At 33.9% G+C, this 18,861-nt stretch carries 16 protein-coding genes; 5 read left to right on the plus strand and 11 right to left on the minus strand.

Going from position 1 to position 18,861, the window contains the following annotated elements; genetic code table 11:
• Positions 1-2 precede the first annotated feature (2 nt).
• Positions 3-539, minus strand: a complete 537-nt coding sequence (locus E0Z07_RS12065) for a DUF7935 family protein (protein ID WP_006259164.1) — start codon at positions 537-539, stop codon at positions 3-5.
• A 120-nt stretch (positions 540-659) separates the two neighbouring features.
• Between E0Z07_RS12065 and E0Z07_RS12070 the strand changes: the two genes are divergently transcribed.
• The 4 genes from E0Z07_RS12070 to tnpA all read left to right on the plus strand — a co-directional run bounded on the left by E0Z07_RS12070 (position 660) and on the right by tnpA (position 5,603).
• Positions 660-2,996, plus strand: a complete 2,337-nt coding sequence (locus E0Z07_RS12070; protein ID WP_058699537.1) for an ATP-dependent helicase — start codon at positions 660-662, stop codon at positions 2,994-2,996.
• Positions 2,997-3,026: 30 nt separating this feature from the next.
• Positions 3,027-3,647, plus strand: a complete 621-nt coding sequence (locus tag E0Z07_RS12075; protein WP_006263406.1) for an L-threonylcarbamoyladenylate synthase — start codon at positions 3,027-3,029, stop codon at positions 3,645-3,647.
• Positions 3,648-3,790: 143 nt separating this feature from the next.
• Positions 3,791-4,984 carry an ADP-forming succinate--CoA ligase subunit beta gene (gene sucC, locus E0Z07_RS12080; protein ID WP_006259161.1) on the plus strand — a complete coding sequence of 398 codons (1,194 nt, stop codon included), beginning with the start codon at positions 3,791-3,793 and terminating at the stop codon, positions 4,982-4,984.
• Positions 4,985-5,189: 205 nt separating this feature from the next.
• The gene (gene tnpA / locus E0Z07_RS12085; RefSeq protein ID WP_006261444.1) at positions 5,190-5,603 is read left to right on the plus strand and encodes an IS200/IS605 family transposase; all 414 of its coding nucleotides are present in this window, start codon (positions 5,190-5,192) and stop codon (positions 5,601-5,603) included.
• A gap of 54 nt (positions 5,604-5,657) precedes the next feature.
• On the opposite strand, the gene E0Z07_RS12090 is transcribed toward tnpA, so the two are convergent.
• From E0Z07_RS12090 to E0Z07_RS12100, 3 genes are all read right to left on the minus strand, one after another.
• Entirely contained in the window at positions 5,658-6,089 is a 432-nt protein-coding gene (locus tag E0Z07_RS12090) for a DUF1456 family protein (RefSeq protein ID WP_006259160.1), read from the minus strand.
• 32 nt (positions 6,090-6,121) lie between these two features.
• On the minus strand, positions 6,122-8,107 hold the full coding sequence (gene uvrB / locus E0Z07_RS12095) for an excinuclease ABC subunit UvrB (protein ID WP_006259159.1): 1,986 nt from the start codon (positions 8,105-8,107) through the stop codon (positions 6,122-6,124).
• A gap of 94 nt (positions 8,108-8,201) precedes the next feature.
• The gene (locus tag E0Z07_RS12100) at positions 8,202-9,431 is read right to left on the minus strand and encodes an OmpA family protein (protein WP_006259158.1); all 1,230 of its coding nucleotides are present in this window, start codon (positions 9,429-9,431) and stop codon (positions 8,202-8,204) included.
• Between the two features lie 164 nt (positions 9,432-9,595).
• Between E0Z07_RS12100 and E0Z07_RS12105 the strand changes: the two genes are divergently transcribed.
• The gene (locus tag E0Z07_RS12105; protein WP_006263409.1) at positions 9,596-10,021 is read left to right on the plus strand and encodes an NUDIX domain-containing protein; all 426 of its coding nucleotides are present in this window, start codon (positions 9,596-9,598) and stop codon (positions 10,019-10,021) included.
• A gap of 20 nt (positions 10,022-10,041) precedes the next feature.
• Here E0Z07_RS12105 and E0Z07_RS12110 read toward each other — a convergent pair whose 3' ends face one another.
• The 7 genes from E0Z07_RS12110 to E0Z07_RS12140 form a co-directional block, all read right to left on the minus strand.
• Positions 10,042-10,323 (minus strand): DUF3817 domain-containing protein, encoded by a 282-nt coding sequence (locus tag E0Z07_RS12110; protein ID WP_006259156.1) that lies wholly within the window; start codon positions 10,321-10,323, stop codon positions 10,042-10,044.
• Positions 10,324-10,430: 107 nt separating this feature from the next.
• Positions 10,431-10,805 carry a hypothetical protein gene (locus tag E0Z07_RS12115; RefSeq protein WP_006263410.1) on the minus strand — a complete coding sequence of 125 codons (375 nt, stop codon included), beginning with the start codon at positions 10,803-10,805 and terminating at the stop codon, positions 10,431-10,433.
• A 255-nt stretch (positions 10,806-11,060) separates the two neighbouring features.
• Positions 11,061-12,854, minus strand: coding sequence for an acyl-CoA dehydrogenase family protein (locus E0Z07_RS12120; protein WP_006259154.1), 1,794 nt, complete (start codon positions 12,852-12,854; stop codon positions 11,061-11,063).
• A gap of 30 nt (positions 12,855-12,884) precedes the next feature.
• Positions 12,885-14,066: an acetyl-CoA C-acyltransferase gene (locus tag E0Z07_RS12125; RefSeq protein WP_006259153.1), complete on the minus strand. Its 1,182-nt coding sequence runs from the start codon at positions 14,064-14,066 to the stop codon at positions 12,885-12,887.
• A gap of 30 nt (positions 14,067-14,096) precedes the next feature.
• Positions 14,097-16,502: a 3-hydroxyacyl-CoA dehydrogenase/enoyl-CoA hydratase family protein gene (locus tag E0Z07_RS12130; protein ID WP_006259152.1), complete on the minus strand. Its 2,406-nt coding sequence runs from the start codon at positions 16,500-16,502 to the stop codon at positions 14,097-14,099.
• Between the two features lie 55 nt (positions 16,503-16,557).
• Positions 16,558-16,995 carry a MarR family winged helix-turn-helix transcriptional regulator gene (locus E0Z07_RS12135; protein ID WP_006259151.1) on the minus strand — a complete coding sequence of 146 codons (438 nt, stop codon included), beginning with the start codon at positions 16,993-16,995 and terminating at the stop codon, positions 16,558-16,560.
• Positions 16,996-17,084: 89 nt separating this feature from the next.
• Positions 17,085-18,860, minus strand: a complete 1,776-nt coding sequence (locus E0Z07_RS12140; RefSeq protein WP_006259150.1) for an AMP-dependent synthetase/ligase — start codon at positions 18,858-18,860, stop codon at positions 17,085-17,087.
• Position 18,861 lies beyond the last annotated feature (1 nt).

Below are 18,861 nucleotides of genomic sequence, written 5' to 3' on the forward strand. Positions count from 1 at the left end.
TTTTATTTATCTGTTATTGTATTTACTTCTAGTTTTATTGCTTTTCTAGCAATTTCTAACTTTTCTTCTATTATGATATTCTTTGCAATTAATGTCTGTCTAAGTTGACTAGCATCGATGATGTTAGGATTATTGCCTATTTGGTGTATTAATTCTATAATACTGTTTTTTGATTGAACTATAATTTGCCAAAGCTCTTCGCTAATATAGATTTGCTGAGCTACGTTATAGTCAAACTCTTGTTCTATATGATTTATTAAATTGATTTGATATAGCACTTTATCTTCTGTAGTAGGTGTAATTCTTAAAACTAATTTTTTTAGATCTATACGCTCAATTAGTATAATAAAACGTTCAAAAGCTTGTAGTTTTAAAGCTTGTAAGTCTATTGTATTTTGGGTTTTGAGTTTTTCTAATAGGACTAAATCTTTTTTTGTTTGATTTCTCAAAATACGGTTAAAGAATGTATATGCTAAAGCTGCTGAAATTAAGGCAGGTAGAGTATAGGCTAATAGCTGTAAAACAAATTCTGTGCTCATTGCGATCTTTTTAAGCAAAAATAGGGAATATTATGTTTGCTGTGATAATTTTTATGGTCGCAAAAAACTTGTTATAAAGGTATAGTAATTGTAATTTTGACCTTTTCGAGTAAATTAGATATGCAAAATTATATAGATCAGTTAAATGAGGCTCAAAGAGCACCTGTACTCCAGAAAGATGGACCAATGATAGTAATCGCTGGAGCAGGGTCAGGGAAGACGAGAGTGTTGACTTTACGTATTGCTTATTTAATGCATCAAGGAGTTGATGCTTTTAATATTCTAGCGTTGACGTTTACCAATAAGGCAGCTCGTGAAATGAAAGTAAGGATTGCTCAAATCGTTGGGAATTCAGAGGCTAAGAATCTATGGATGGGAACATTCCACTCTGTATTCGCTAAGATACTTAGAGCAGAGGCAGATAAGTTGGGGTATCCTAGTAACTTTACTATTTATGATTCTCAAGATAGTCAACGCCTTATAGGGCAGATTATAAAAGAGATGCAATTAGATAAAGATATTTATAAGCCAAAAGAAATACTAAGTAGAATTTCATCTTATAAAAATAGTTTAGTAACTGTAAAAGCATATTTTAATAATCCTGAACTACAAGAGGCTGATGCGATGAGTAAAAGGCCTCGTATAGGAGAGATTTATAATAATTACGTAGAACGATGTTTTAAGTCAGGAGCAATGGATTTTGATGATTTATTGTTAAAGACAAATGAGTTATTAACTCGTTTTCCTGATGTACTTTCTAAATATCAAAATAGATTCAAATATATATTAGTGGATGAGTATCAGGATACTAACCATTCACAATATTTGATAGTTCGTGCATTATCAGATCGTTTTCAGAATATTTGTGTAGTTGGGGATGATGCTCAGAGTATATACGCCTTTAGAGGAGCGAATATTAATAATATTTTGAATTTCCAAAAAGATTATGAAGGGGTAGAAACTTATCGATTAGAGCAGAATTATCGTTCGTCAAGAAATATTGTAGAAGCAGCTAACTCAGTTATTGATAATAATAAAGTTAAGCTAGAAAAGGTAGTATGGACCGCGAATGACTTTGGACCAAAGATAAAAGTACATAGATCATTAACAGATGGAGAAGAAGGACGTTTTGTAGCTTCTACTATTTTTGAAGAAAAGATGCAAAATCAAAAGAACAACAGTGATTTTGCTATTTTATATCGAACGAATGCACAGTCTCGTGCTATGGAGGATGCTTTGCGTAAAAAAGATATACCTTATCGTATTTATGGTGGTTTATCGTTTTATCAAAGGAAAGAGATTAAGGATGTATTGAGTTACCTAAGACTGGTAATTAATCCTAAAGATGAGGAAGCATTAGTACGTGTAATTAACTATCCAGCAAGAGGTATAGGAAATACTACTTTGGACAAATTAACAATTGCTGCTAATCACTATAAGCGTTCTATATTTGAAGTAGTTGAGCATATTGATAAAATTGACTTAAAAATTACTGCTGGTACACGTAATAAATTGAGTGATTTTAGCAATATGATTAAGGCTTTTCAAGCGTTGGAAGAAACAATGGATGCTTATCAATTGACGGAACATATTGTTAAAAAAACTGGGCTTGTTCAAGAGATGCGTAAGGATACTACTCCAGAGGGTATTACACGTATGGAGAATATTGAGGAACTACTGAATGGTATTAAAGATTTTATTGATGGGCAACGAGAGGTAGATGGAGCAAGAGGAGCTTTAAGTGAGTTTATGGAAGATGTAGCTTTAGCTACAGATTTAGATAAAGATACGGGTGATGATGATAGGGTGGCCTTGATGACAATCCACTTAGCAAAAGGACTGGAATTTCCTACTGTGTTCTGTGTAGGAATGGAAGAAGATCTGTTTCCAAGTGCAATGAGTATGAATACTAGAAGTGAGTTAGAGGAGGAAAGAAGATTGTTCTATGTTGCTTTAACACGTGCAGAGCATCAGGCTTATTTAACTTATGCTCAATCAAGATATAGATGGGGTAAATTAGTAGATAGTGATCCTTCTCGATTTATAGAGGAGATTAAGGATGAATATTTAGAGTATTTGACTCCAATAGAAACGAACTATAGATATAAGCCAACAATTAATGCTGATATTTTTGGTGATGTAGATAAGAGTAAGTTGAGATTGAAAAAACCTGTTGCGGGTACTCCTCCTGCTTATGTAACCGATAATGAAGAACCAAAAGAGAATAGGAATATAAGGAAATTAAAGCCTGTAGATGCTTCACCAACTAAGACTACTAGTCTTACAAATGGTAATCAACTGTTAGAAGTAGGCCAGGTAGTTATGCATGAACGTTTTGGTAAAGGGGTTATTATTAATCTTGAAGGTGTTGGTGCAGATAAGAAAGCAGAGATTCGATTTGATGTTGGAGGAATAAAAAAACTGCTGTTAAGATTTGCTAAGCTTCAAGTTTTATAGTAAATTGTATAGAGTATAAAAAATATAAGTATGTCACAGTTTATAAAGATTTATCCAGAGAATCCTAATGAAAAGGAAATTGATAAAGTGGTTAAGGTATTAAGAGAGGGAGGTCTAGTTATCTACCCTACTGATACTGTGTATGGGTTAGGATGTGATATATCAAATTCTAAGGCATTAGAAAGAATTGCTAAGATTAAAGGAATAAAACTAGATAAGGCTAACTTTTCTTTTGTTTGTTATGATCTAAGTAATATTTCTAACTATGTGAAGCAGATAGATACTTCTACATTTAAAATATTAAAGAAAGCATTACCTGGTCCTTATACTTTTATTCTTCCTGGAAATAATGAACTTCCTAAAGAGTTTAAGAAGAAAAAAACAGTAGGGATTCGTGTGCCTGATAATAATATTGCAAGAGAAATTGTTAGAAAACTTGGTAACCCAATAGTATCTACTTCTATTTATGATGAAGATGAGATATTAGAGTATACTACTGATCCAGAATTGATATTTGAAAAATGGCAAAATATAGTTGATATTGTTATTGATGGAGGGTATGGAAATAATGAAGCATCAACAGTAATTGACTTGTCAGGAGAAGAACCTGAAATTATAAGAGCAGGTAAGGGAGATACTGATATCTTCTAAAAGAATCAAATAAGTATAAAAACGAATTAATAAACAAGGTTAATTTACAGTTACAAGCTATATAAGCTTAATTAAATTAGGGTTTTTCAAACTGAATTGTTATTTTTGTAACTGTTTATATTAAAAGCTAAACGTATCACACTATGAATTTACATGAATTTCAAGGTAAAGAAATATTAGCTAGCTACGGTGTAAGAGTACAACGTGGATTAGTAGCTAACAACGCAGAAGAAGCAGTTGAAAAAGCAAAACAACTTACAGAAGAAACTGGTACAAGTTGGTATGTAATTAAAGCTCAGATCCATGCAGGAGGAAGAGGTAAAGGAGGAGGAGTTAAGTTGGCTAAAAACTTAGACGAAGTAAAAGAAATCGCTGGTAAGATTATCGGTATGGATTTAATTACTCCACAAACTCCACCAGAAGGAAAAAGAGTTAACCGTGTTTTAGTAGCAGAGGATGTTTACTATCCTGGAGAAAGCGAAACTAATGAGTTTTACATGTCTGTATTACTTGATAGAGCTAAAGGACGTAACATGATTATGTATTCTACTGAAGGAGGTATGGATATCGAAGAAGTTGCTGAGAAAACTCCACACTTAATCTTCAAAGAAGAAATCGATCCAGCAGTTGGATTACAAGGATTCCAAGCTAGAAGAATTGCTTTTAACTTAGGATTATCTGGAAATGCTTTCAAAGAAATGGTTAAGTTCGTAGATGCTTTATATAGAGCATACATTGGAAGTGATTCTTCAATGTTCGAGATTAACCCTGTATTAAAAACTTCTGATGATAAAATTTTAGCTGTTGATGCTAAAGTGACTTTAGATGATAATGCATTATACAGACAAAAAACTTATGCTGAGTACAGAGACGTTACTGAAGAAAGACCTATCGAAGTAGAAGCTAAAGAAGCAGGATTAAACTATGTGGATTTAGATGGTACTGTAGGATGTATGGTTAACGGTGCTGGATTAGCAATGGCTACTATGGACTTAATTAAGTATGCTGGTTTCGAACCTGCTAACTTCTTAGACGTAGGAGGAACTGCTGATGCTAAACGTGTTGAAATCGCTTTCCGTATTATCTTAAAAGATCCTAACGTAAAAGCTATTTTAATTAACATCTTTGGAGGTATCGTTCGTTGTGACCGTGTTGCTCAAGGTGTTGTTGATGCATACAAGAACATGGGTGACGATATTAAAGTGCCAATCATCGTTCGTTTACAAGGAACTAATGCTGAATTAGCAAAAGAAATTATCGATCAATCAGGTATGCCTATTTTATCTGCTATTGCTTTCCAGGAAGCTGCAGACCAAGTAAAAGTGGCTTTATCATAATTTAGATAAAAGAATATAAAAAAGGCTAGCTCATTTGAGCTGGCCTTTTTTATTATGTGTTTTTATAGGAGAGATAAAAAAATAAAGCTATTCTTTTAAAGAATAGCTTTATTTTTATTTAAGTATAGAAAACCACCGCCTTTGGCGGTGGTGATGTTTTATAGGCTATGCCTTTTATAGGTTTGTACTATAAAACATTTAAACAGTGAGTAAATATAGAAAATTAACGCATGTATATTACAAATGTGATTATCACATAGTTTTTACACCCAAGTATCGCTTCCAAATTTTGGAAGGAATGGTAAAAAGTTTGATAGAATATGATATTCAATTGATTAGTAGTTGGAAAGGTGTTCAAATACAAGAAATGAATATTCAGAAAGATCATATTCATTTAGTATGTTCGATTCCCCCCAAAGTATCTATCAGTGAATTTATGGGAATTCTTAAAGGTAAACTAGCTATAAAACTCTTCAAAACATATCCAACATTAAAACAGAAGCCATATTGGGGTAATCATTTTTGGTCTCGTGGATATTTTGTTAGTACAGTAGGATTGGACGAAGATATGATAAAACGATATGTCAAGTATCAAGAACATAACGATAATCAATCGTAATGCCCCTTTGGGGCTAATCTGAAAAACAAAGCCACCATTTTTAATGGTGGTTTTTTACTTTTTTCCATTTTTGAATTTGATTCCTGCTAATGGTGATTTAGGAGTAGTCTTTTTATTAGAAGTAGTCTTCTTTTTGAAATCTACGTTTTTACCTGAGTTTCCTTCTTTTTTAGGCGCTGGTTTAGTTTTCTTGTCCGTTGTCTGTTGTTTAAATGGTTTTATTTCAGACTTATTGGAAGCTAATACTTCTAATGGATTCTTAGGGGCTTCTTTTGTTCCTCTTAAGTGAATTACTAAACCATTTAGAAAGTTTCTTAGAATTTGATCTCCACATTCTATGTATTTAGGATGGTCAGCATTTCTAAAAAAGTTACCAATTTCACCTTTTGAAATTCTAAAATCAACTAATTCTAAAATTTCTACTATTTGATCGTCGCGTAATTGTAAAGCAACTCTCAGTTTCTTTAATATGTCGTTATTATTCATTCTATCTATTTTTGCAAAGGTAATTAAATTATCTACAGTTTATCTTTTAAAGCTTTTATTTCGTCTCTTAAACGAGCTGCATTGATAAAATCTAAGTCTTTAGCAGCTTTTTCCATTTCTTTTCTCTTCTCTCTTATTATTTTTTCTATATCAGCTTTGGATTTGTATTTAAGAGTTTCTTCTGCTGCTTGAAGAATAGTTTCTTTTTGGATGTCTTCATAAGAAGCTTTGACTAATTCACTAGATATTTTTTTGTTAATAGCAGTAGGAGTGATGTTGTGCTTCTTGTTGAAATTCATCTGCTTTTCTCGTCTATAGTTTGTTTCATCTATAGTTTTTTGCATGCTATCTGTAATTTTATCTGCATACATAATTGCTTTTCCATTTACGTTTCTAGCGGCTCTTCCAACAGTTTGTGTAAGTGATCTATGACTTCTAAGAAAACCTTCTTTATCAGCGTCTAAAATAGCTACTAGAGAAACTTCGGGTAAGTCTAGTCCTTCTCTTAATAAGTTTACTCCAATTAATACATCAAATAATCCTTTTCGTAAATCTTGCATAATTTCAACACGCTCTAACGTGTCAACATCTGAATGAATATATCTACATCTTATTCCTACACGAGTGAAATATTTAGCTAGTTCTTCAGCCATTCTTTTGGTTAGAGTAGTGACTAATACTCTTTCATCTTTTTCAACTCTTGAATGGATTTCTTCGATTAAATTATCTATTTGATTTTCTGTCGGTCTAATTTCGATTATGGGGTCAAGTAATCCAGTAGGACGGATTAATTGCTCTACATAAATACCTTCTGATTTTTGTAATTCATAATCAGCTGGGGTTGCAGAAACATATACTACTTGATTTTGCATTGCTTCAAATTCCTCGAATTTAAGAGGTCTGTTGTCTAGTGCGGCAGGTAGTCTGAATCCATATTCTACTAGATTTTCTTTACGAGATCTATCACCTCCATACATGGCATGTACTTGTGATACAGTAACGTGACTCTCATCGATAACCATTAGATAATCATCTGGGAAATAATCTAGTAAACAGAATGGGCGTGTTCCTTGTTCTCTGCCATCTAGGTATCTTGAATAGTTTTCAATACCAGAACAATAGCCGAGCTCTCTGATCATTTCTAAATCAAAGTTAGTACGTTCTTCTAGACGTTTAGCTTCTAAGTGTTTTCCTATTTCTTTGAAGTAATCAACTTGTTTAACAAGGTCTTGTTGTATTTCCCATATAGCTTTTTGTAGTACATCTGGCGATGTTACAAACATATTAGCTGGATAAATATTAAGGTTGGTGTATTTCTCTATTACAGCAGAAGTTGAGGGATTGAATACTTCAATATCTTCAATTTCATCTCCAAAAAAATGTATTCTAAATGGATTGTCTGCATAACTAGGGAATACTTCTACTGTATCTCCTTTTATTCTAAAAGTTCCTGGGGTGAATTCGGCTTCAGTTCTAGCATATAAACTTTGTACTAATCTATGCAATAGTTTTGTTCTGCTTATTTGTTGATCTAATTCAAGAGTGATTACGTTTTTTTGGAACTCAATAGGGTTACCTATACCGTATAAACAAGAAACAGATGCTACTACAATAATATCTCTTCTTCCTGAAAGTAGGGCAGAAGTAGTGCTTAATCGCATTTTTTCTAGTTCTTCATTGATAGATAGATCTTTTTCTATATAGGTACCTGTAACAGGTAAGAATGCTTCAGGTTGGTAGTAGTCATAGTATGAGACAAAATACTCTACTGAGTTATTAGGGAAAAAACTTTTGAATTCTGTGTATAGTTGTGCTGCTAATGTTTTGTTGTGAGCAAGTATTAGTGTAGGTCTGTTTACTTCGTTAATAACATTTGCAACAGTAAATGTTTTTCCAGAACCAGTAACTCCAACTAATGTTTGGTATTTTTCATCTGCATTGATTCCCTGAGCAAGTTTTTTTATTGCTTCAGGTTGATCCCCTGTTGGTTTATACTCTGAATTTAATTTGAATTTCATAGTTGATTTAATAAGTATACAAAGTTACTTATTAAAAATAAAAAAAGCGCAAGAATAATCTTGCGCTTTAATATGATTAGATTGAATTCTAAATTTAGTTAATTTTGAATACAACTTTTCTTGCAATTCTACGAGCTGCAGCTGAATCTTTAGACACTGCGTCATCGATTCCGTTTCCTTTAGCAGAAACTTTAGAAGCACTAACTCCAGATTTAACTAAGATATCTTTAACTGCGTTAGCACGTCTTTCAGATAACTTATTGTTGTAAGATTTGTTTCCTACTGCATCAGCATAACCCATAACTTCAACAGAAGCATTTGGATTAGCTTTTAAGTAGTTAACGATGAAATTGATTCCGTCAACGTTTGTTGGTTGAGTTTTATCAAAGTCAAAATAAGCAGCAACATATCCTTTGTTGATTAATTCTTTAATCATGTTAGAATCGTTACCTGCAACAGCTTGCTCTGGTTGGTTACCATATTTCTCAGCGATGAAAGCTTCGATGTTATCAGCGATACCGTTGTTGTTTTTATCGATATTTCTACCTCTAGAATCAACTAAAGCACCAGCTGGTGTATTAGGCTCTAGATCTAAGTAATCTGGCACACCGTCTCCATCAGAGTCAACTAACATGCTTTCTACTTTAGATACTCTTCCGTCTAATTCAGCTAATAAAGCATTTTCTTGTTCTGCTTCAGTATACCAATCAGCGTGTTGAGCATTTTTACCTAAATAGATAGAAACTCCAACAGAAGCGTTAAACATAGTTCCTTGAGCGATAGAACGGTTAGTTGTACCTACACCATTCCAGTTTTTGTTTTGCTCTAAGTTTTGAATAACTGTAAAGTCTGCGTTTAATGCAACACGTGGGTGAACTTTAATTTGACCAGTTAATCCAGCCATTAAGTGTCCCATATTGTCTGTTCCAGAGAATGCATCTCCGTTCATCCAAGAGTAACCTCCCCCAGCGTGAGCTTGTACGTTTAATACTTTAGTCCAAGTTTCGAAGTTTAAAAGTCTTCCAACGTTAACAACCCCTTCTAAGCTTGTTCTGTAGTGGTTAGTGTTTAAATCAGCATCATTAGTCCAGTTGTCTAATTTATCATAGCCAAAAGAAGCTTTAATACCAAATTTGTTGTTTAAGCTATAACGTACACCTCCATCTAAGTGTAAGTTTTTGAATGTTTCAGCAGATTGACCTGCTCTAGCTGGTTTAGCAAATCCTCCATTTAAGTCAATAGACCATTTGTTGTAAGGACTTTGAGCATGAACAGCACCAAAAGCTAATACAGAAGCCAATAACGGTAATGTTAATTTTTTCATAGTTGTCTTTTTAATTTCCATTAAACATGATTAAAATAATCAGTTTTTTTACTAATCGCTTATGGAGCAAATATAAGGCAAAGATTTGTAATAGAAAGATAAAATGTTGTTTTTTTGTAAAAAAGGATAGTTTTAGTACTTTTGTTTCATAAAAATTGTATAATATGGGATATGTTTCGAAGATATTCGTTACTGTAGATGTAGTATTGTTTAAAAAATATTTAAATATTTCACAGATATTATTAATAAAGCGCAAAAATGAACCGTTTCGTGATTATTGGGCTTTACCTGGTGGTTTTGTAGACGAAAATGAAGATTTAGAGATTGCAGCAAAGCGTGAATTACGTGAAGAAACGTCAATTGACCTGAATCAACTTACTCAAATTAAAGCATATGGGAAACCTTTTAGAGATCCAAGATCGCACATGGTGACTGTAGCTTTTTGGGCAGAAGTAGGAGAGGAGGTTATTGGTGAAGCTGCTGATGACGCTAAAGAATTGAAATGGTTTAATATAGATGATTTACCACAGTTAGCTTTTGATCATTTTGATATTATAACTGATGCGGTAGATATATACATAAAAAAATAAGTCTGTACAGACTTATTTTTTTATGCTTTACTTTCAAGAAGTTTTTTCTCCATGATAAAAGTACCGAATGGAACAATTGAAGCTAGACAGATAAGGCCATACTTTTTCATACTCCATTTTTCATCACTTTTAAGTACTGTAGCCATTACTATATATAGTATAAACAATACTCCATGTGCCATTCCGACTTTACTTACCATTTCTGGTTTGTGTAGAAAGTATTTTAAGGGCATAGCGATAAACAAAAGTGCTAGTAGAGATAAACCTTCAAGCAGCGCAACAATTTTAAATGTCTTTAGCATCTTAATTAAATTAGAAGTTTTAAGTATGCTAATATAGTTTTAAAATAGAAACAAAAAAAGCCTAACAGGAGTTCTGATAGGCTTTTATATTTAGATTAACATTTTAATTAGAAAGCTAATAAACGATTGTTGTAATCTTTTAAGTCTTCTAAGTTATGTTTGTTATTAATGTCTTTGTATAAAGATAATAAGTACTGTAAACTTTCTAAGTCATTCTTAGATTCTTTCTCAACTGCAGTTGCCCCTTCTTCTCCTTCTTCTTCGATCGGCTCATCAGATGGTATTGCAATTAAAAAAGCTTTGTTGTTTTGAATGTGCTCATAAGCTAAACGAATAGATTTAACTAACACTGGTTTTTCTTCAAGTAGAGCAAACTCTCTAAGTTTTTGTAAATCTGCTACAATGTTTTCTACAACAAGACCATCAGAAATTAAATCTGATTGAATCTTTTTAATCAATTTTAAAGCATTTGCGTTTTCCACAGTAAATATCTTTTAAGTATAAAAAAATTATGGTGCAAAAGTAAACTTTTTAGATGATTATAGTGAAACAAAAGATGAAATATTTTGAACAAATTTTTGCAAAGTGCTGATTTTTCGTTTTTTATTTATGAATTGTTTCTTTTTTAAGATGATAGAAAGGTTTCTTATTTGTGTTATAAAATAAAAAACCGCCCTTTTCATAAGAAAAGTAGCGGTTTTTTTCAAACAAACTAAACCAAATCATTTGTATTCGTACTAGAATACATATTCGTTTGACTCTACCAATTTCGTTGCAATAGTTTCTCTAAGTGCATTTACATTTGGTAAGTTTACATATTTTGTAAATCTGCGTAGTCCCATTAGCATTACACGTTGTTCATCACCTTCAGCAAAAGAAGCGATACCTTCTTTTCCTTTTGCTCCGATGATATCTACAGCGTGGTATAAGTATAATTGAGCCATAGCGATTTGTTCTTTGATATTCTCTTCTCCTTTTAACTTCGCTAATTTCTCAGTTCTAAGGATAGCACTTTCTGCCATATAAATTTCAATCATCATATCAGAAGCAGCCATTAATAATGCTTGGTGTTTATCTAGGTCTGGACCATATTTTTGAACAGCACTACCAGCTACCATTAAGAAAGCTTGTTTCAGTTTGCTGATCATTTCTTTCTCTTCTGCAAATAATTCAGAATAATCAGGTACATCAAAGCTTGGTATACTCATTAATTCATCAGCTACTTTCATAGCAGGACCTAATAAATCTACATGTCCTTTCATTGCTTTTTTGATTAACATTCCAACTGCTAGCATACGGTTAATCTCGTTTGTTCCTTCATAGATACGAGATATACGAGCATCTCTCCATGCACTTTCCATAGGTGTGTCTTCTGAGAATCCCATTCCTCCGAAGATTTGGATTCCTTCATCAGCACATGATTGAACATCTTCTGACACTGCTACTTTAAGGATAGAACACTCAATAGCGAATTCTTCTACTCCTTTTAATTCAGCCTCTTGATGTGAATTTCCTTCAGCAACACGTTGGTTAATTCTTTCTTCAATAGAAGCAGCAGCTCTATATGAAGCAGCTTCACCTACATAAGCATTTGTAGCCATCTCTGCTAGTTTAGTGCGAATAGCACCAAAAGTAGAAATTGGTGTTTTAAATTGGATACGCTCATTAGCATATTTTACTGATTGCGTGATTAAACGGCGTTGAGAATCTAAACAAGCAGCAGCTAATTTAATACGTCCTACGTTTAATGCATTCATTGCAATCTTGAAACCGTTTCCTCTTTCTGAAAGCATATTCTCCACAGGAACTTTTGTTTCACTGAAGAATACCTGACGAGTAGAAGATGCTCTAATACCTAATTTGTGTTCTTCTTCTCCTAAAGTAATTCCATTGCTAGGATCGTTTTCTACGATAAATCCTGTGATATTTTTATCATCTTCTATACGTGCAAATACGATAAATACATTACAGAAACCAGCATTAGAGATCCACATTTTTTGTCCTGTGATAGAGTAGTGTTTCCCATCAGCTGATAAGACAGCTTTTGTTTTACCTGAGTTAGCATCAGATCCAGCATCTGGTTCTGTTAAACAGTAAGCACCAAACCATTCTCCTGAAGCTAATTTTGGAACGTATTTTTTCTTTTGTTCTTCGTTACCATATAATGTAATTGGCATTGTACCAATTCCTGTATGAGCACCAAAGGCAGTTGAGAAAGAACCTGTTGCTCCTGAAATATAATCACATACCAGCATTGTAGAAATGAACCCCATTTCTAATCCTCCATAAGCTTCTGGTACAGCAACACCTAATAATCCTAATTCTCCAGCTTTACGCATAGAAGCTTCTGTGAAAGCGTAGTCTTTTTTCTCAAACTTTTCTTTGTTTGGCCATATTTCTTTATCAATGAATTCTTTTACAGAATCACGCATCATGATTTGCTCTTCTGTGAAGTCTTCTGGAGTAAATACGTCTTGGTATTTAGTTTCTTTAATTAAAAATTGTCCTCCTCTTGTGATATCTTTACTCATAATATATTTCGTTTATTGGGTTAATAGCTTTTATAATAGTTCATAGATTCCTGCAGCACCTTGTCCTGTACCGACACACATTGTTACCATTCCGTATTTAGATCCACGACGTTTCATCTCATCAAATAGTTGTACTGATAGTTTTGCACCTGTACATCCTAGAGGATGTCCTAATGCAATAGCACCACCGTTTACATTGACGATATCAGGGTTGATACCTAGTTCTCTAATTACAGCTAATGACTGAGAGGCAAAAGCTTCATTTAATTCAAATAGGTCGATATCTTTTAGTTGTAACCCAGCTTGTTTTAAAGCTTTTGGAATTGCTTTTACTGGACCAATACCCATGATACGTGGTTCTACACCAGCTGCAGCATAATTAACCATACGAGCGATAGGCTCAATGTTTAATTCTTTAACCATTTCTTCTGACATCACCATAACGAATGCAGCACCATCACTCATTTGAGAAGAGTTACCTGCTGTTACAGATCCATCAGCAGCAAATACAGGTCTTAGTTTTGCTAAAGCCTCAATAGAAGTTCCTGCTCTAGGGCCTTCATCTTTAGTGATTGTATATGATTTGCTATCTTTTTTACCTTTTTCGTTAATGAATACTTCATTAATGTTGATTGGAACAATTTGATCATCAAATTTTCCATCTGCTTGTGCTTTTAAAGCTTTCATATGAGAGTTAAAAGCAAACTCATCTTGATCTTCACGAGAAACTTTAAATTGATGAGCTACCGCTTCAGCTGTTAATCCCATTCCCCAATAGTAATCTTCGTGTCCTTCTTTTGCTACACCATAATCAGGAGTTGGTTTATATCCTCCCATAGGGATATAACTCATACTTTCTGCTCCACCAGCGATAATACAATCAGCCATGCCCGCTTGGATTTTAGCAACAGCCATTCCAATAGTTTCTATACCAGATGCACAGTATCTATTTACTGTAACTCCAGGTACATCATCTATTTTTAATCCCATAAGAGAGATTAAACGTCCCATGTTTAATCCTTGTTCAGCCTCAGGCATAGCGTTACCTACCATAACATCATCAATACGTGATTTGTCAAATTCAGGTAGTTTACTCATTAAATATTCAATAGTTTCAGCAGCAAGTTCATCAGGTCTTTTAAATCTGAATACTCCTTTAGGCGCTTTACCTACAGCTGTTCTATATCCTTGTACTATATATGCAGTTTTCATATTTCTTTGTCGTTTTAAATTGGTTAAAGATTAGTTTCTTAATGGTTTACCATTTTTCAACATATACTGGATTCTTTCTAGAGTTTTGCGCTCTCCACATAGTGATAAGAATGCTTCTCTTTCTAGATCTAGTAAGTATTGTTCAGTCACTAAAGTAGCTTCTGATAAATCTCCTCCAGCCATAACATATGCTAATTTGTTAGCTATTTTACGATCGTGTTCAGAGATGTATTTACCAGCCATCATACTGTCAGTTCCTACTAAGAACATACCTAAAGCCTGACGACCTAGTACTTTAATATCTTTGCGTTTAGCAGGCTGAGTGTACCCAGCTTGAGCTAATACTAAAGCCTCACGTTTCGCTTGTGCTAATTGTAAGTCTTTATTTACAACTACTACATCTTTACCTTTTTGTAATATATTTAAATCAAAAGCTTCTTGAGCAGAGGTAGCTACTTTCGCCATACCGATTGTTAAGAAGTGCTCTTGTAGTGTGTTTAATTCCACATCGTTTTTGCGGTATAGATCAGACGCTCTTACTGTCATCTCTTTAGAACCACCTCCACCAGGGATAAGTCCTACACCGAATTCAACCAGTCCGATATATGTTTCAGCAGCAGCGACTACCTTATCAGCGTGCAAGCTTAACTCACATCCACCACCGAATGTCATCCCATGAGGAGCAGCAACTACTGGAATACCAGAGTAACGCATTTTCATCATCGTATCTTGGAACGTTTTGATAGCGATATTTAATTCATCCCAATCTTGCTCTGCAGCCATCATGAAAATCATCATTAAGTTAGCACCTACTGAGAAGTTACTACCTTGGTTTCCTACTACTAGTCCTTGGAAGTCTTTTTCTGCAATTTCAACAGCTTTGTTTAATCCGGCTAAAACACCACCACCGATGGTATTCATTTTTGAGTGAAACTCTAAGTTCACGATACCATCACCTAAGTCAATAAGTGATGCTTCACTATTACCCCAAACCTTATTAGTTGTTCTAATATTATCTAAGATAATGAATGCATCTTGTCCAGGGATTGGTTCAAATGTTTTAGTGTTTTGATTGTAGAATAACTTTTTACCATTCTCTACTTTATAGAAACTCTTTGCTCCAGATGCAGCTAATTCTTTAACCCAATCAGCTACTACATATCCTTCTTTTTCGACGATAGCAATACCTTTTTCAAGTCCTACTAAATCCCAAGTTTGGAATGGACCATATTTCCATGCATATCCTGTACGCATAGCGTCATCAATAGGGAATAGGGTATCTGTAATTTCTGGAACACGTTGAGAAACGTAAGCGAATAATGAAGCAAAGTGTTTTCTGATTAATTCACCTGCTTTTGTTTGGTCTGCTAATAATAAAGCTAATTTAGCTTTAGTACCACCAGCTTGTTTTGCTGTTTCTAGTACAGCAATCTTAGCACGTTCTAATGGACGGTATTCTAATTTTTCTAAGTCAAGAGCGAATCGATTTGTTTTTCCCTCTTTGTCTACTTCTTTATAATAGAATCCTTTTCTAGATTTATCACCTAAGAATTTGTTTTCTAATAGGAAGTTTAAAGGCTTACTGTCTTTTACCTCTTGGATCATAGCGTCATGAGGACAGTTTTGTTTTAAGCCATTTGTTACGTTAATAGCAGTATCAAGACCTACTAAATCACCTAGTTTAAATGTACCAGTCTTAGGACGACCTAAGATAGAACCTGTTAATGTATCGGCTTCTTCAATAGTCAACCCAATCTCTTGTGCCAACTGCATTACCATCGCCATAGAGTATACACCGATACGGTTACCGATAAAGCCAGGAGTATCTTTACATAATACAGGAGTTTTACCTAAGTATAAGCTACTATATTTTTGGAAGAATTCGATAACTTCTGGAGCTGTATTTGGACCAGGAATAATTTCGAATAATTGTAAATATCTAGGTGGGTTAAAGAAGTGTGTTCCACAGAAGTGTTTTTGGAAATCTTCTGAACGACCTTCTACCATTAATTTCATTGGAATACCAGATGTATTAGATGTAATTAATGAACCTGGTTTTCTGTATTTCTCGATTTGCTCGAATACAGATTTCTTAATGTCTAATCTTTCGATTACCACTTCGATTACCCAGTCGCAATCTTTTATTTTTACTAAATCATCTTCTATATTTCCTGTAGCGATGCGTGAAGCAAAAGCTTGAGAATAAATAGGAGCAGGTTTAGATTTTAGTGCATTAGCTAAGTGAGTACTTGCTATTTTATTTCTAACAATCTTACTTTCTAGGGTAAGACCTTTCTTTTCCTCTTCAGGAGTTAATTCTCTAGGTACAATGTCAAGAAGCAATACTTCTAATCCGATATTTGCAAAATGACAAGCAATAGCTGATCCCATTACACCAGATCCTACTACGGCTACCTTTTTAATTATTCTTTTCATATTTATTGTTCTTTGGTTTTTAATACTATTATTTAACTCTCTTAAGGTACAAAAATTATTTGTCTTCAAATATACTTTTGTCGTTGATTAACTGATTGATAACTTCAGTTACTTCCATAAAGTGCTGAATTTTCTCCTCTGATATTTGAGTTCGAATTTTTTCGTTAAAGCGTTTCACTTTTGCTTTAGATAATTCTCTTTTCTCTAAGCCTAGAGGAGTTAATTTTATAATCACACCACGGCCATCATTAGGGTTCTTTTCACGTGTGATTAATTTGTTTTCTTCTAATTTTTTTAGAGTACGAGTAAGACTCGTAGCTTCCATACCCATATTTGGTCCTAGTAGAGTAGAAGGAGTACCTTCTTTATCTATACTTAGTAGTGCAAAAGCAAGTGACATGGTGGCATCATATTTAGCCGCTTCTTCATTGTACATTCTTGCTACAGCTTGCCATGTTGCTCTAAGTATATAATCGATTGTTGTGTTCTTCATACCATTTAGAATAATTCAAATATAAAAAAAAATAGTATGCGTGCATACTATTTTTAAAATATTTCTTGATTAAGTGATTTTTTGTGTCATTAACTTCTGTAAATCTTGTCGTATAAGTCTTTATGTTTCTCAAGAATAATACGTCTACGAAGTTTTAGAGTAGGGGTTAAGTGCTCACTGTCAATGCTCCACACATCAGGAGTAAGTTCGAACTTCTTCACTTGTTCCCATTTACCGAATTTTTTATTTACAGCTTCTACTTCTTCTGCAACGCGGTCGATAACTTTTTGATTCGTTGCTATTTCTTCGTTAGTAGTACCGATATCATATCTTTTTCGACGTGCCCATTCTTTAACGAAGTCAAAATCTATCTGAATAAAAGCAGCAGGCATCTTTTCTCCTTCACCGATAACCATGATTTGTTCGATAAAGCGAGACTGTTTCATCATATTTTCAATCATCTGAGGAGCTACATATTTACCTCCAGATGTTTTGAACATTTCTTTTTTACGGTCAGTGATGTGTAAGAAACCATCTTCGTCTATTCTACCAATGTCCTCTGTATGGAAATACCCATCTTTAATAACGCTATTTGTTTTCTCTTCGTCTTTAAAGTATCCCATCATCACGTTAGGAGCTTTACATAAGATCTCTCCGTCTTCTGCTATTTTTACCTCCACATTACTTAAAGGGCGACCTACTGTACCAAATCTCAATCCTCCATTACGAGCATCGTTTACTGATATAACAGGAGAAGTCTCAGTAAGACCATATCCTTCCATTACAGGAATACCAGCAGCATTGAATACTTTAGATAGGCGAGCCTGAAGTGGAGCACTACCAGAAACAATGATTTTCATTTGACCTCCTAGTCCTTCTTGCCATTTACTAAATACTAGTTTTCTAGCTATTTTTAGTTGGAAGTTATAGAAGGCGCTTCTATTATATGGTTTATATTGGAATCCTAGTTCAAGAGCCCAGAAGAAAATACGTTTTTTAATACCAGTAAGAGAAGATCCTTTAGCAAAGATTTTATCATATACTTTTTCTAATAAACGCGGTACTACTGTCATGACATTAGGACTAACTTCTTTTAAGTTATCTCCCATTTTATCAATAGATTCCGCATAGTAAATAGAAGTACCTGAGAATTGGTAAAGATAAATCAGCATTCTTTCGAATACGTGGCACAGTGGTAAGAAACTAAGTGCTTTATAGTGATCTTCACGTCCAAAAGGAACTCTATCCCAGCTACCTATTACATTAGATAAGATGTTATTATGAGACAGCATCACACCTTTAGGTCTACCCGTAGTACCAGAGGTGTAGATTAGCGTAGCTAAGTGATCTGGTGTGATAGAATCTTTAATGCGATCCACTTCTTCTTGATTAGAAGTATCTCTTCCTAATTCAAGAATCTCATCAAAAGTTTTGCATCCTTCTATATGTTCAAAAGAACAAATACCTTGTAGAAGTGGTAGTTGATCTTTAACACTTATTAATTTGTTATAAATTTCTTGATCTGATACTACACAGTATTTTGCTTCTGCATGACTAAGAATGTACTGATAGTCTTCAGCTGCAATGGTAGGATAGATAGGCACATTCTGAGCGCCAATTTGTAAAATACCAATATCTAAAAGATTCCATTTAGTTTGGTTATTAGTAGAGATGACAGCTATTTTATCATTTGCTTCTATGCCTAGACGTAGTAAGGCACGCGAAACCATATTAGCCTTATCTATATACTCCTGTGAGGATGTTTTTTCCCATACTCCGTTCACCTTAGTAACTAAAGCTGCAGCCAGAGGAAAGTGTTCATTCTGCAAATAAGGAATATCAAAAAGTCTTGTAGGATTTACCATA

It is taken from the genome of Myroides odoratimimus, assembly GCF_004337635.1.
GTDB classification, from domain to species: domain Bacteria; phylum Bacteroidota; class Bacteroidia; order Flavobacteriales; family Flavobacteriaceae; genus Flavobacterium; species Flavobacterium odoratimimum.